Genomic DNA, 14,069 nt, shown 5'->3' on the forward strand with positions numbered 1-14,069 from the left:
CGGTCGGGACCGGATCCGGGGAGTCGTCGAGCCGCGCCGGGCGAGGTCAGGGCCGGTCGACGAGGCGGCGGAGGACCGGCCGCCCGGCCTCCTCCGGGTCCGAGCCCAGGTCCGCGGGCAGCGCACCACCCAGCCACAGGGTCGCGAAGCCGTGGACGATCGACCACGCGGCGAGCCCGTCCATCCGGGCGTCGGCGCCGGCTTCGCCCCGGGTGGCGACCGCCGCGGCGAGCGTGTCGGTGGCGCGCTGCCGGGCGGCGACCACGGCCGGATTGTCGTGCTCGTAGAGCTCCGGCCGGAACATCACCTCGAAATGTGCCCGGTGGTCGACGGCGAACCGGATGTACGCCACGCCGGTCTCCAGCAGGCTTCCGGTCTGCGCGATGACCGGTCGCAGGGTGTCGGCGAGCCGGTCGAAGCCCTCCGCGGCCAGCACGGTGAGCAGGCCGGCCTTGTCACCGAAGTGGTGGGCCGGGGCGGCATGCGACACGCCGGCACGCCGGGCGAGGTCACGCAGGCTGACCGCCGACGGGCCCGATTCACCGATCGCCTCGACCGCCGCGGCGAGCAGCGCACGACGCAGGTCGCCATGGTGGTACGCCCCATCCTTCTTGCTCACACCCCCACCATATCTTGTCGTTGACAAGTTGGCTCTCGTGAGCAAATCTTGACGTCGACAAGTTCCCGTTCACCTGGACAAGGAGAACCCGTGGCTCCCTTGATCGCCCTTGTCGCCGGCTTCGCCGTCGCCCGCCTGACCGGGCTGCTCGGGATCGGGGCCCTCGACGCCTGGCAACCCGCGCTACGGGTCGGGCTGGCCGTGATGTTCGTCGTCACCGCCGGCGCGCACTTCGTACCCAAGCTCCGGGCCGACCTGGTCGCGATGGTCCCGCCCGGCCTGCCCCGCCCCGAACTGCTGGTCACGGTGACCGGTGTGCTCGAACTCGCCGGAGCCGTGGGCCTGCTGATCCCGGCCACCGCCCCCTGGGCCGCCGTCGCCCTCGCGCTGCTGATGGTCGCGATGTTTCCGGCGAACGTCTCGGCGGCCCGGCGCGGGGTCCCGTTCGACGGCCGGCCGGCCACCCCACTGGTGCCCCGCACCATCGAGCAGATCTTCTTCGTCGCGCTGGCCGTGGCCGCCGCGCTGCCATGATCTGGCACGCCCGGCGCGTCACGCTCAGGAGAGCAGCGCCGGTGAGCGGGAGGCGACCGCTTCGGTGAGCCTGCGCAGCACCACGGCCACCGGCAGCGGATCCAGCGCCCGGCCGTCCCGCGAACGCAGCGCCACCAACCCGTCCGCCGCCTCCCGGGCACCGATCACCGCCGCGTACGGAACCTTCCGCTTCGCGCTGTCCCTGATCCGGGCGCCGAGCGACCCGTCGGACTGGACCCGTACCCGCAGGCCGGCCTCGACCGCCGACCGGGCGAACGCCTCGGCGGCGGGCAACTGGTCGGCAACGATCGGCAGCACCTCGACCTGCACCGGGGCGAACCAGAACGGAAACGCGCCCGCGTGCACCTCGATCAGGTAGGCGAACAGCCGCTCCATGCTGCCGACCAGGCTGCGGTGCACCAGCACCGGCCGCCGCCGGCCACCGTCACGATCGGCGTACGACAGGTCGAAGCGCTCCGGTTTGTCAAAGTCGATCTGCACGGTGGACAGGGTCGACTCGCGCCCGGCGGCGTCCCGTACCTGGATGTCGATCTTCGGTCCGTAGAACGCCGCGTCGCCGGGCGCCTCCTCGTACGGCAGCCCCGACAGCGCCTCGCGCAGCAACTGCTCGCCCCGCCGCCACGACTCGTCGTCCCCGACGTAGCTGACGCCCGGCCCGCGCAACGACAGGCGGTAACCCGCCGGCCGTACGCCGAGCGCGGCGTGCGCCTCGGAGGTGAGTCGTAGCACGTCGGCCACCTCGGCACCGACCTGCTCCAGGGCACAGAAGTTGTGCGAGTCGTTGAGGGAGATGGCGCGTACCCGGGTCAGGCCGCCGAGCACGCCGGACCGTTCGGAACGGTACATCCCGCCGATTTCGGCGATCCGCAGCGGCAGGTCGCGGTAGGAACGGCCGCGGGCGGCGTACACCAGGCAGTGGTGTGGGCAGAGGGCCGGCCGCAGGATCAGTTCGTCGTCGCCCATCCGCAGCGGCGGGAACATGTCGTCGATGAAATGCCCGAGATGGCCGGAGAGCTCGAAGAGGTCCCGCCGGCCGAGCGGGGGTGAGTAGACGTGCTGGTAGCCGGCCCGGCGCTCCAGTTCGCGGATGTACTCCTCGACCGCGTGCCGGGCGGCCGCGCCGTCCGGCAGCCAGATCGGCAGGCCGGCTCCGGAGAGCGGGTCGGAGTGGAAGATGCCCAGCTCGCGGCCGAGCTTGCGGTGGTCGACCATGTCGGTCTCCTCGATCGGGTACGGGGGCGACCCACTCGCGGAGCACGACGAAGCCCCGGGGCGGTCGCCCCGGGGCTTCGTCGTCGACTGGTTACGTCAGCGCGCCGCGCCGGGGTTCCCCGGCGTCGTCGTCAGCACTGCCGCATTACGCATGCCGCACAGCCTAGCTCTCGCGCGCACCGCGCCGCCACCCGTTTCTGATCACCGCGATCAGGGAGTTTGCCCCCCGACACGCCGACGACACGCCCGTCCAGGTCCCTGATCACGCGGATCTTCGGGGGCTAGCGGAGGCGGGTCAGGGAGACTTCCACGCCCTGGCCGGTGTTGGGCGGCCCCGAATAGACACCCTTCAGCGGGGGGACGTCGGCGTACTCGCGGCCGCGGCCGACGACGACGTGGCGCTCGCCGACCGGTACGCCGTTGGTCGGGTCGAAGGCCGTCCAGCGGCCCACCCACCACTCCACCCAGGCGTGGCTCTGGCCGACCACCGTCTCGCCGACCGCCGCGTCCGGGTTCGGATGCAGGTAGCCGGAGACGTACCGGGCCGGGGTGCCCATCGCCCGCAGCAGCCCCACCACCAGGTGGCTGATGTCCTGGCAGACCCCCTTGCGCTGGCGCCAGGACTGCACCGCGTCGGTCTGCACCCCGGTCGCCCCGGCCTCGTACGTCATCTCGGCGCGGATCAGCTCGCAGAGCGCCATCGCCGCCGCGTGCGGGGTCGGGTGGTCCGCCCGCACCGACTCGGCGAGTTCGGTCAGCTCCTCGTCGATCGCGGTGCGCGGGGTCGGCAGCAGCAGTTCGTGCCAGCGGTCCACGTTGGCCGGCGTCGCCAACTCCTCCCAGCCGACCCCGCCGGTGCTCGGCAGCAGGTCGCCGGCGGGCAGCGTCTCGACCGTGGCGGTGGCGGTCACCTGCAACGACTCGTGCGCGCTGTGCACGTCGAACGCGGTGACGATGGTGCCCCAGTAGTCCTCGTAGCGGTAGGTCCGGGCCGTCGGCCACACCTCCACCCGCGCGTCCAGCACCGCCTGGCGGGTCTCGTTGCGCGGCGACATCCGGGCCTCGTTGTACGACGAGTCGACCTTGCCGGCGTAGGTGAACCCGGTCCGGTGCTGGATCTTCAACCGCCAACTGCTGACCGTCACGCGTCGTACCTCCGTTGCCGACCGGCGGATCGGGGACCGGAACTCGTCATGCCACGGCCTCGGAAACCCAGGAGACCGCCGACGTCTGCCGGAAGTAGCGGCGGGACACCGCGTCGTTGATCTGCGAGCAGGTTCCCTCCAGGCTGGCCAGTACGCCACCCAGGTCGGTCATCAGCTCGTCGGCGCCGCGGAACTCCAGGCCGGTCCGGGCCCGGCCGACGATGCGCTGCACGTCGGTGGCGACCCCGGCCCGGCCCGGGTCGGGTTCCAGTTCGGACAGGCACGCCTCGGCGCGCGACAGCGCGGCGAAGACCGAGCGTGGGAAGAGCCGGTCGAGCAGCAGGAACTCGGCGGCGTAGCGGTCGTCGAGCGAGCCACGGTAGGTGCGCAGGAACGTCTCCCACGCCCCGCAGGACCGCAGCAGGGTCAACCAGGACGGGATGCTGCCGCCGGCGCGTACGTGGGTGGACAGCAGCCGGGCGGTCATGTCGACCCGTTCGACGCTGCGGCCCAGCACCAGGAAGTGCCAGCCCTCGTCGCGGCTCATGGTGGCGTCGGTGAGACCGGCCATCACCGAGCAGCGTTCCCGGACCCAACGGAAGAAGGCGTGCACGCCCTGCTGCTCGACCCGCCGCCGGGCGTCCGGCAGCCCGTGCCAGGTCGTGTTGAGGCACTCCCACATCTCCGACGACACCGTCTCGCGGGCGCCACGCGCGTTCTCCCGGGCCGCGGCCAGCGCCCCGACCACCGAACTCGGGTTCTGCTCGTCAAGGCCGAGCAGCCCCACCACCCGGGCCGAGGTGACCGGCCCGTCGGCGCCGGCGACGCCCATCACGGCGAGCAACGACCGGCAGGCGACCTCCTCGTCGACCCACGGGTCGGCGACCATCCGGTGCAGGTGTACGTCGAGGATGCGGGCGGTGTCCTCGGCCCGCTCCACGTAGCGGCCGATCCAGTAGAGCGACTCGGCGATCCGGCTCAGCATCCGACCTCCTCCTCCCCGACCGTTCGGGCGGACCCTTCCCCGACCGCCCGGGCGGACTCCTCCCCGTTCGTCCGGGCGGACTGCTGTTGCTGCTGTTGCTGGGCTATCGCCGGGCCGAGCCCCGGCCCGGGATCGGGGCTGCGCGGCGCGGGCACGCTGACCGGTTCCACCGGCTCCGGGATCGCGACGAGGACCGGCGGGTCGTCGACCGGGGTGGCGGCCGACGCGCTGCCGGCGAGCACCCAGGTGTCCTTGGAGCCGCCGCCCTGGCTGGAGTTGACCACCAGCGCGCCCTCGGGCAGCGCGACGCGGGTGAGGCCACCGGGCAGCACCCAGACCTTGTCCCCGTCGTTGACGGCGAACGGCCGCAGGTCGACGTGCCGGGCCCGCAGCCGGTTGCCGATCAGGGTGGGGACCATCGACAGGGCGACCTCGCGCTGGGCGATCCAGCCGCGCGGGTCGTGGCTGACCCGCGCGCGGAGTTCGGCGAGCTGCGCGTCGGTGGCCTGCGAGCCGATGACGATGCCGGCACCGCCGGAGCCGTCGACCGGCTTGAGGACGAGCTGGTCGAGCCGGTCGAGGACGTGCCCGAGGACGTCGGGATCCTCCAGCCGGTAGGTCTCCACGTTGGGCAGGATCGCCTCCTCGCCCAGGTAGTACCGGATCAGGTCGGGCACGTACGTGTAGAGGAGCTTGTCGTCGGCGACGCCGTTGCCGACCGCGTTGGCGATGGTGACCCGGCCGGCGCGGGCGGCGTTGAGCAGGCCGGCGACGCCGAGCATCGAATCGGCCCGGAAGTGCACCGGGTCCAGGAACTCGTCGTCGATGCGCCGGTAGATGACGTCGACCCGCTTCTCGCCGGCCGTGGTCCGCATGGCGACCTCGTTGCCCAGGCAGACCAGGTCGCGCCCCTCGACCAGTTCGACGCCCATCTCGCGGGCGAGCAGGGCGTGTTCGAAGTAGGCGGAGTTGTGCACGCCGGGGGTGAGCACGACGACCGTGGGATCGTTGACCCCGGTCGGCGCGGCCGCGCGCAGCGCCCGCAGCAGCTGCGCCGGGTAGGACTCGACGGGCAGGATCCGGGTGGCGGCGAAGACCTCGGGCAGCACGTGGGCCATCGCCCGCCGGTTCTCCATCACGTAGCTGACCCCGGACGGGACCCGTACGTTGTCCTCCAGTACCCGGAAGGTGCCCTGCTCGTCGCGGATCAGGTCGACGCCGGCGACCTGGATGCGTACCCCGTTCGGCGGGTTGATGCCGGCCGCCTCGCGGTGGAAGTGCGCGCTGGTGACCACGATCCGCCGGGGCACGATCCCGTCGGCGAGCGCCTGGCCGGCGCCGTAGATGTCGGCGAGGAACGCCTCCAGGGCGCGTACCCGCTGGGCGACCCCGGCCTCGACGGTCCGCCACTGCTCGGCGGCGATGATGCGCGGCACGATGTCGAGCGGGAACGGCCGCTCGACGCCCTTGAGCGCGAAGGTGATGCCCTGGTCGAGGAAGGCGCGGGCCAGCACGTCGGCGCGTACGCCGAGTTCGGCGCTCGACAGTGGCTGGAGGGTGGCGTGCAGGGCCTCGTACGTCTCGCGCGGCAGGCCCTGGTCGACGAACATCTCGTCCCAGCCCGGACCGAGGCGGTAGTCCTCGAACAGGTCAGCCATGGCGATGCCGCCTTCCGCTCGCGACCGCGGTCCAGAGTGCCCCGTACCCCGCGTGGGTCGAACCTACGCCGGCCGCGTTGCGGGCGGGTAACACCGGACCGGCGACGGACACGATGGCGGGTCGCGGACACGGGACCTGTCCGCGACCCGCTGGCGGCCGGACCCGTCGCCGAACGGGGACCCGGAGGTCGACGGCCGCGCGTCTCAACGGTACGCCGGCCGGCGGGCGTTCGACGCACGTGCGGTCCGTCGCCGGTGTGCCGAGGTCGACACCTGGGCGCACGTCCGGCACCTGTCGCGTCCGGCCGCGTACCGTGACGATCGTCGTCAAGTGCCGGACACCGCCGGCTCTCCACCGCTGGCCGACCGCGCCGAGGTTACGTTGACCGAGTTGCTCACCGCGTCGCCCACCTGGGCCTATCTCGCGTTGCTCGGGCTGCTGGCCGTCGACGCCGTCGTACCCGTCGTACCGACCCAGGCGGTGATGATCACCGGCGGGGCGCTGACCGTCTACGGTCAGCTAGACCTGCGGCTGACCATCGTGGTCGGCGCGGCCGGTATGTTCGCCGGCGACCTGGCCTGTTACCTGCTCGGCCGGTGGACGCCGGCCGGTGCCCGGCTGCCCGCCCTGCGCCGGCCCCGCCAGGTCGCGCCCGCGGGCGCCGAACCACTCCCCGCCGGCACGCAGCCGCCGGACGGGGATACCGCCCCGCTGCTCGGCGCCGCCCGGCGGTGGGCCCGGGCCCGCCGCGCGGCGAGCCGCTTCGGTCGCGGGCTGCGCCGGCCCGGGCCGCTGGTCATCCTGATCTGCCGGTTCGTTCCCGGCGGCCGGATGGCGGCGTGCTTCCACGCCGGTCGGGCACGCTATCCGGCCCGGCTCTTCGTGACGTACGACGCGGCGGCGGCGCTCGGCTGGGCGGCGTACGGCGGGTTCGTCGGCCACGTCGGCGGCTCGGCGCTCACCCAGTCGGCGTGGCGGCTGCTGGTGGTGGCGGCGCTGGCCGCGGTCGTCTTCGCTGGCGCCGGCTGGGCGCTGGCGCTCGCCGACCCGGCCGGCCGCCGGGCCGCCGCCGCTGCCGGGCCGGGCCGACCGGACCGGTGACGCCGCTGCCGCCACTGGCCCGGCCGCCGGGCCGGTGGCGCCGCTACTCCGGCTCGTGCAGCATCAGCTGAAGGGCCGCCTCGGTGATCGACCCGGACAGCGACGGATAGATCGTGATGGTCTGGGCGAGCTGGTTCACCGTCAGGTGGTTCTCCACCGCGATGGCGATGGGCAGGATCAGCTCGCTGGCCTTCGGCGCGACCACGACCCCGCCGATCACCTGGCCGCTGGCCGGCCGGCAGAAGAGCTTGACGAAGCCGTCCTGGAGGTCGGCCATCTTGGCCCGCGCGTTGCCGGCCAGCGGCAGCATCACCTGGCGGGCCGGGACACTGCCGGCGTCCGCCTCGTTCTGCGAGACGCCGACGGTCGCCAGCTCGGGATCGGTGAAGACGTTCGCCGGGACCGTCCGCAACCGCAGCGGCTGGACCGCCTCGCCCAGCGCGTGCCACATGGCGATCCGGCCCTGCATCGCGGCGACACTGGCCAGCGGCAGCACTCCGGTGCAGTCGCCGGCCGCGTAGATGCCGGGCACGTTGGTCCGTGACACCCGGTCGACGGCGACGTAGCCGCCCGGCGCGACGTTGACGCCGTACTCGGTCAGGCCCAGGCCCTCGGTGTTGGGCACCGAGCCGACGGCCATCAGGGCGTGCGAGCCGTCGACCGTACGCCCGTCGGCCAACTCGACCCGCACCCCGTCGGCGGTACGGGTCACCCCGGCCGCCCGCGAGTTGTTGAGGATGGTCATGCCCCGGGACCGGAAGACCCGCTCGATGGCCATCGCGGCGTCGGCGTCCTCGTGCGGCATGACCCGGTCGCGGCTGGAGACCAGCGTCACGTCGACGCCCATCGCGAGGTAGGCGCTGGCGAACTCGGCGCCGGTCACGCCGGATCCGATGACGATGAGCCGCTCGGGCAGGGCCGGCAGGTCGTAGATCTGGCGCCAGGTGAGGATCCGTTCGCCGTCCGGTCGGGCCGACGGCAGCACGCGCGGGGTAGCGCCGGTCGCGATGAGCACGGTCGAGGCGTCGATCGAGTACGGGGCGTCACCGTGCGCGGGCGTCACCAACACCCGGTGGGTGTGACCGAGTGTGTCGTCGCCGAGCCGCGCCGTGCCGTGGACGTAGATCACCCCGGCCTTGACGAGTTTGGCGTGGATGTCGCCGGACTGGGCCAGCGCGAGCCGCTTGACCCGCTCGTGCACGGCGAGGGCGTCGACGGTGACCGCCTCGAGCCCGTCGGAGTGCACCCCGAACTCCTCGGTGTCGCGGTAGCCGGTCACCACGTCCGAACTGGCGATGAAGGTCTTCGAGGGGACGCAGTCGGAGAGCACGCAGGCGCCACCGGCGCCGTCGGCCTCGACCACCGTGACCTCGGCGTCGAGTTGGGCGGCGACCAGCGCCGCCTCGTAGCCGGCCGGCCCACCTCCGATGATCACGATTCGGCTCACGACACTCGCCCTTCCCTAGTCACCCTCGGTATCCACGGCAACACTCGCCGCGACTTTCTTCCCTCGATCCGTGCCGACACGCACAGTCGTATTCTCCACGACCGCTTCGCCGAGCTATCGTCATCGCCGTGCGTCATTACGCCGCGTACGGCTCAAACCTCGACCCCGCTCGGATGCGTGCCTACTGTCCGCATTCGCCAATGGTGGGCACCGGCTGGCTGGAAGGCTGGCGCCTCACCTTCGCCGGGGAGGGGGTGATCGGTTGGGAAGGTGCCGTCACCACGGTCGTCGAGTCGCCCGGCGACCGCGTGTTCGTCGCCCTCTACGACGTACATCCCTGGGACGCTGCCCAGCTTGACGAGGTCGAAGGCGTCGTAGCCGGGACCTACCGCAAGCTACACGTCCGGGTGGCCACCCTCGACGGGGAGGTCACCGCCTGGGTGTTCGTCTTCGACGGCTACGAGGGCGGCCTGCCGACCGCCTGGTACCTGTCGGAGATCGCCAACGCGGCGGAGAAGGCGGGCGCGCCGGACGACTACGTCGCCCAGCTGCGGACCCGGCCGACCCGCACCACGTCGCCCTAGCCCGGGTCCGGCCCCGGGGTGCGGCGCCGAGGGGCACCGCACCCGGCCCGGCCGGGTCACCCGGCGGTCGCCTCGACGCTCCGTTCGAAGATGTCGGCCTCGTACGACGCGGTCATGCCGGCCGCGCGGTAGAGGCGGGCCGCCTCGGTCGGGTTGCTCAGGTCGACGCCGAGCCCGGCCCGCTTGCGCCCCTTGGCGGCGTAGCCGGCGAAGGCGTGCCCGAGCAGCGCCGCGCCGATGCCCCGCTTGCGGTGCCCGCGCAGCACGGCGAGGTAGCGCACCCAGCCCTCGTCGTCCTCGACGCCCTGGTCGGACGATTGCAGGATGCCGGCGACCGCGCCGTCGACGGTGGCGACGAACCACTCGTCGTAGGCGACGCTGCTCAGCGCGGCGATCCGCTCCCGCCAGTGCTCGTAGGTCATCGGGTCGTAGTCCGGGGTGTCCCGGAAGGCGGTGTCCAGCACCCGGTGGAAGGTCCGCATGTCGTCGTCGGAGGACGGGTCCACCACCCGTACCTCCACCCCGGCGGGCGGCGCCGGCGGGGTGGTCGACACGCCGTCCAGCGGGCGGGACATCCGGGCGTACCGCTTCACGAACCCGAAGCCGGCCGCCCGCAGGTCACCGGCCCAGCCGGTCTCGGTCGGGACGGCTCCGGCCCGGACGGTCATCCGGTCGAGCCCGAGTTCGGCCGCCTTCTCCGCGACCCGGGCGAGCTGCCGGGACAGCAGCACCGCCCGCGCCGGGACGCCGAGTTCGGGGTGTACGTAGACCTCGACGAACTCGCGGGTGGCCTGGTTGGGGTTGTCGAGGTAGGCCCAGCCGACCACGGTCCCGTCGGGGTCGACGGCGACCAGCTGGTCGCGGGCGAGGTCGGTGTGCGGTGCCTCCAGCACCTCCCGGACCTCGTACTCGGGGAAATCGGGATAGCCGACGGCCGCGATGTCGCTGGCATGGGTCACCTTGAGCAGCGCCGGCACGTCGTCGATGGTGGGGGGCCGGGTCGACCAGCCGTCAGGAAGGATCACGCCTGGCATTGAACCCGTGACGGGCCGCCCCGCGCCGTTGAATTACGGGCTTCTGTCCGCATGCCGACTGCCCGGCTCCGCCCGCCCACCCACCGGGTCGTCGAGGTCACCGGCAGGTGCGGCCCGCAGCCTGGCCACCGTGCTCTCCAGCAGCCCGACCAGTTCGACCCGCTCGGCGATGCCCAGTACGACGTACGCGCCCGAGGTGATCCCGTCGGCGACCGCGTCGGCCCACAGCGAGCGCCGGATCAGCGGCTCGGCCGGCGGGAACGGTGGCGACCAGCCGTACGCGAGCGCCCCGCCCTCCCCCTCCGGGCCGGCGATGATCGCCTCCAGCGGGGTCATGCCGCTCGCCCGCACGGCCAGCAGATGTGCACCGGCCCGGTGCTCACGCAGCAGCAGAAGCAGCACCGCCGCCCGGGCACCGGGCGAGTCGTCCGGCACCGGCATCGCCCGCCAGGCGGCGAAGAGCGGCATGCCGGCCGGGTCGGCGGCCTCGACGACCCGGCCGGCCAGCTCGACCAGCCGGGACACCCGTGGGAAGTCGCCCAGGTTCTCGACCCCCCACCGGCAGCATTCGGCGAGGTTGTGGGCGGCGACGTCGGCCGGGGCGGCCACCCGCAGCGCCCCGTCCCAGCCGTCGGCGACCGCCTCCGGGGCGATGAAGCCCAGGGCCGCCGCCACCGTCTCGGCACGTACGTCACCCAGCGCGCCGGCCCGGCCGGCGACGTGGAACGCCCAGCCGGAAAGGCCGAGCAGCCGGGCCCGGCGCAGCGTGCGGGGGGACTCGCTGAACGCGGTACCGATCTCCGACACGCTGGCCCGGACGGCGCCGGCGGTCTGTTCGGGGGTCAACCGCGCCGCCTCTCCTTCGGCGCCGGCCGGCGACCGGCGCTCCCTGAGTCTGCCCTCCGGGCCGCCTGTGGAACAGTCTCGGCGTCGAACGCCTCGATCGCCGCCTCGACCTCACCGGCGTGCCGGCGGGCGGTGCTGGCGGCCCGTTCGGCGGCGCGGCGGGCCGTCCGGCGCCGGCCGATCTCCTCCTCGGCCGCGGCCCTCCGGCGCTCCACCTCGGCCAACTCGGCCTCGATCCGGTTCAGTGCCCCGACCCCGTCGTGTTCGGCCGCCTCGCACCGGCGCAGGTCCGTCTCGGCCCGCTTCTGCCGGCTACGGGCCGCCGTCAGCTCGCGGGTCAGCTCCCGGCGCTGCCCGGCCCGGGCCGCCTCCTCGGCGCGCTCCCGCTCGGCCTGCTCCCGCTGCTCGGCCTGCTCCCGCCGCGGCTCGGGCCGCTCCTCGCCGGGCCGCTCCCGCCCGCCCTTCCCCGGTGGGCCGGCCGCCGGTTCGGCCGGGCCCGCGCCACCGGTCAGCAGCCGCAGCTGGGGGCGCGGCACCTCGCCGAAGCCCGCGTAGCTGACCGGCCGGAGCAACCGTCCTGACCGCACCTGCTCGGCGACATCCGCGTCGGACAGTGCCGCGTTGAGGGTCGCCTCGACCTCGGGCAGCGGCAGCTTGCCGGCCGCGACGGCCGGCTCGGCCGCCCGGGCGAGGTCGCGGGCGGCGGCGACCAGCGCGTTCACGGCAGCGCGGCGCTGGTTGGACAGTTCCCGCAACCGCTCGCCGCGCAGCTCCCGTTGGGCGGTCCGCAGCGCCGCCGACAACTCGACCAGGTCGGCCACCAGCTCCGGCCGGTTGATGGCCAGCAGGTTCACCAGCCAGGCGGCGAGGGTGGGTCTGCGCAGGCGGGCGATCCGCCGGGCGGCGTCGCGGTCACCGGCGGCCCGGGCGGCGGCGACCGCGTCGTCACGGGCGGCGACGAACCGGTCCGGTGGCACCGTGTAGAGGCGCTGCTCGATGTCATCGGCCACGTCCGCCATCCTGCCGTGTCCGTTCGGGCCGCGCAGCGGGTCAGCGGACGCGGGTGCCGGGCTCCAGGCGGGCGTACTCACACCCGGACAGCTTGCTCATGTTGGCGTCGGTGACGGTGTGGCCGGCGTCGCTGAGCAGGGCGTCGTGCAGTGCGAACGCCCGGCGCGGGGCGACGGCGCGGACGAAGTCGACCGCCTCGGAGAGCTTCAGCCAGGGCGCGGAGACCGGCACGAAGAGCGTGTCGACCTGCACCCCCTCGGGCACGTCGAACGAGTCGCCCGGATGGTAGACCTGATCGTTGACCAGGAAGCCGAGGTTGGGCACCCGGGGGATCTCCGGATGGATCTCGGCGTGCCAGCCGCCGAACGTCTGGATCCGCATCCCGGCGGCGGCGAACGTGTCGCCCGGCTCCACGGCGGTGACCACGCCGCCGAGCCCGGCGAGCTTGGGCAGCACGGAGGCGTGGGTGTGCACCGTCACCGTGGCCCGCTTCGCGAGCGCGTCACCGAGGGCGTCCACGTCGATGTGGTCGAAGTGCTCGTGGGTGATCAGGACGGCGTCCACCCCGTCGAGCGCGGCCGGCTCGCTGAAGCCACCCGGATCGATGACCAGCACCGCTCCGTCGTGCGCGATACGGACGCAGGAGTGGCCGTACTTGGTCAGTTGCATCGTGACTCCCTCGGCACCGAATCGAGATGTCTTCCCGGAAGTCTGCCGGAACCGGCGTACCCGCGCCGCGCGTCTGACGGATCGCCGGACGGTGGGCGGGCGCAACCGCCACCGGGTGGGCCGGCGACGGCACTGATCGGAGGGGGACATGGCAGTACGACGGGTCGGCGTGGTCCTGACCGCCGTTGGCGTGGCGGCCGCGCTCGCGCTCACCGGGTGCAGTTCGACCACGGAGTCCACGGCGGACTCGGCGGCGCCGTACCACCAGCAGCAGTCCGGGCAGGACGACGTGGCGGCGGCGCCGGAGGCCGGCGGCGGGCCCGGGGCCGGGCAGCCGGCGGCAGGCGCGCCGGTGCGGTTCCGGATCGACGAGCGGGCGATCATCTACACCGGTTCGATCACCGTACGGGTCGACGACGTCGAACGGGCCGCCGGACGGGCGACCGCGATCGCGACCGGGGCCGGCGGGTTCGTCGGGGTGGACAAGCGCACCAGCGACGACCGGCGCTCGACCGCCTCGCTGGAGCTGCGGATCCCGGCGAACCGGTTCGGCCCGGTCGTCGACGACCTGGCCCGGCTCGGTGACCAGGAGCAGCGCGACATCAGTACGCAGGACGTCACCGAGGAGGCCCTCGACCTCGACGCCCGGCTCGCCAGCCAGCGGGCCCGGGTGGAGAGCGGCCGGCAGTTGCTGGCCCGCGCCACCAACCTCACCGAACTGGTGATGCTGGAGAGCGAGTTGGCCAAGCGGGAGGCCGACCTGGCCTCGCTGGAGGCGAAGAAGCGCCGGCTGGACGACCTGACCGCGCTGTCCACGATCACCCTGGTGCTGCTCGGCCCCGAGGCGGAGCGCGACGGGGAGGAACTCGGCTTCGTCCAGGGCCTCAAGGGCGGCTGGGAGATGTTCGTCACATCGCTGCTGGTGCTGCTGACCATCGTCGGCGCGCTGCTGCCGTGGCTGATCGTGCTCGGCCTGCCGGTGGCCGCACTCGTCTGGCTGCTCCGGCGCCGCAACCGCCGCCCGCCGGTCGAGCCCGCCACGGTCACCGCACCCCCGCGGTCCTGACCCGCGGCCGCCGGGCCGGCCACCGCTTCGAGCCACGTCCGCCCACCCACCCCAAACTCCCCTATGAGGGTGGGTGGGCGGACCGGCCCAGCACCGTCCGCCACTTCCGGGCCGTATGACGGCCCGGCCCCTCAAC

At 73.6% G+C, this 14,069-nt stretch carries 14 protein-coding genes; 4 read left to right on the forward strand and 10 right to left on the reverse strand.

The window, feature by feature from the left end; genetic code table 11:
* Positions 1-46: 46 nt before the first annotated feature.
* Positions 47-619 carry a TetR/AcrR family transcriptional regulator gene (locus tag AB0I42_RS18930; protein ID WP_357538823.1) on the reverse strand — a complete coding sequence of 191 codons (573 nt, stop codon included), beginning with the start codon at positions 617-619 and terminating at the stop codon, positions 47-49.
* 90 nt (positions 620-709) lie between these two features.
* On the opposite strand from AB0I42_RS18930, the gene AB0I42_RS18935 reads away from it, so the two are divergent.
* Positions 710-1,153: a DoxX family protein gene (locus AB0I42_RS18935; protein WP_357538824.1), complete on the forward strand. Its 444-nt coding sequence runs from the start codon at positions 710-712 to the stop codon at positions 1,151-1,153.
* A 24-nt stretch (positions 1,154-1,177) separates the two neighbouring features.
* On the opposite strand, the gene thrS is transcribed toward AB0I42_RS18935, so the two are convergent.
* From thrS to AB0I42_RS18955, 4 genes are all read right to left on the reverse strand, one after another.
* Entirely contained in the window at positions 1,178-2,386 is a 1,209-nt protein-coding gene (gene thrS / locus AB0I42_RS18940) for a threonine--tRNA ligase (RefSeq protein WP_357538825.1), read from the reverse strand.
* Between the two features lie 281 nt (positions 2,387-2,667).
* Positions 2,668-3,531 (reverse strand): transglutaminase family protein, encoded by an 864-nt coding sequence (locus AB0I42_RS18945; RefSeq protein ID WP_357538826.1) that lies wholly within the window; start codon positions 3,529-3,531, stop codon positions 2,668-2,670.
* 46 nt (positions 3,532-3,577) lie between these two features.
* Positions 3,578-4,516: an alpha-E domain-containing protein gene (locus AB0I42_RS18950; protein WP_357538827.1), complete on the reverse strand. Its 939-nt coding sequence runs from the start codon at positions 4,514-4,516 to the stop codon at positions 3,578-3,580.
* Positions 4,510-6,174: a circularly permuted type 2 ATP-grasp protein gene (locus tag AB0I42_RS18955; RefSeq protein ID WP_357538828.1), complete on the reverse strand. Its 1,665-nt coding sequence runs from the start codon at positions 6,172-6,174 to the stop codon at positions 4,510-4,512. Before AB0I42_RS18955 ends, AB0I42_RS18950 begins: the two co-directional genes overlap by 7 nt.
* Positions 6,175-6,556: 382 nt before the next feature.
* Between AB0I42_RS18955 and AB0I42_RS18960 the strand changes: the two genes are divergently transcribed.
* Entirely contained in the window at positions 6,557-7,276 is a 720-nt protein-coding gene (locus AB0I42_RS18960; protein ID WP_357538931.1) for a DedA family protein, read from the forward strand.
* A 43-nt stretch (positions 7,277-7,319) separates the two neighbouring features.
* On the opposite strand, the gene AB0I42_RS18965 is transcribed toward AB0I42_RS18960, so the two are convergent.
* On the reverse strand, positions 7,320-8,723 hold the full coding sequence (locus tag AB0I42_RS18965) for an NAD(P)H-quinone dehydrogenase (protein ID WP_357538829.1): 1,404 nt from the start codon (positions 8,721-8,723) through the stop codon (positions 7,320-7,322).
* A gap of 128 nt (positions 8,724-8,851) precedes the next feature.
* On the opposite strand from AB0I42_RS18965, the gene AB0I42_RS18970 reads away from it, so the two are divergent.
* Positions 8,852-9,307, forward strand: coding sequence for a gamma-glutamylcyclotransferase (locus AB0I42_RS18970; RefSeq protein WP_357538830.1), 456 nt, complete (start codon positions 8,852-8,854; stop codon positions 9,305-9,307).
* Positions 9,308-9,363: 56 nt separating this feature from the next.
* On the opposite strand, the gene AB0I42_RS18975 is transcribed toward AB0I42_RS18970, so the two are convergent.
* Genes AB0I42_RS18975 through AB0I42_RS18990 form a run of 4 tightly spaced genes read right to left on the reverse strand, consistent with a single transcriptional unit; the run spans position 9,364 to position 12,867 of the window.
* A complete protein-coding gene (locus AB0I42_RS18975) occupies positions 9,364-10,332 on the reverse strand; it encodes a GNAT family N-acetyltransferase (protein ID WP_357538831.1) in 969 nt (322 codons plus the stop codon).
* A gap of 42 nt (positions 10,333-10,374) precedes the next feature.
* Complete coding sequence (locus tag AB0I42_RS18980; RefSeq protein WP_357538832.1) at positions 10,375-11,187, reverse strand: hypothetical protein; 813 nt, start codon at positions 11,185-11,187, stop codon at positions 10,375-10,377.
* Complete coding sequence (locus AB0I42_RS18985) at positions 11,184-12,206, reverse strand: hypothetical protein (protein ID WP_357538833.1); 1,023 nt, start codon at positions 12,204-12,206, stop codon at positions 11,184-11,186. The genes AB0I42_RS18980 and AB0I42_RS18985 overlap by 4 nt, the downstream gene beginning before the upstream one ends.
* Positions 12,207-12,237: 31 nt before the next feature.
* On the reverse strand, positions 12,238-12,867 hold the full coding sequence (locus AB0I42_RS18990; protein ID WP_357538834.1) for an MBL fold metallo-hydrolase: 630 nt from the start codon (positions 12,865-12,867) through the stop codon (positions 12,238-12,240).
* Positions 12,868-13,015: 148 nt separating this feature from the next.
* Between AB0I42_RS18990 and AB0I42_RS18995 the strand changes: the two genes are divergently transcribed.
* A complete protein-coding gene (locus tag AB0I42_RS18995) occupies positions 13,016-13,933 on the forward strand; it encodes a DUF4349 domain-containing protein (RefSeq protein ID WP_357538835.1) in 918 nt (305 codons plus the stop codon).
* Positions 13,934-14,069: the final 136 nt, after the last annotated feature.

The sequence above is a fragment of the Polymorphospora sp. NPDC050346 genome, from assembly GCF_040655695.1.
GTDB classification, from domain to species: Bacteria; Actinomycetota; Actinomycetes; order Mycobacteriales; family Micromonosporaceae; genus Polymorphospora; species Polymorphospora lycopeni.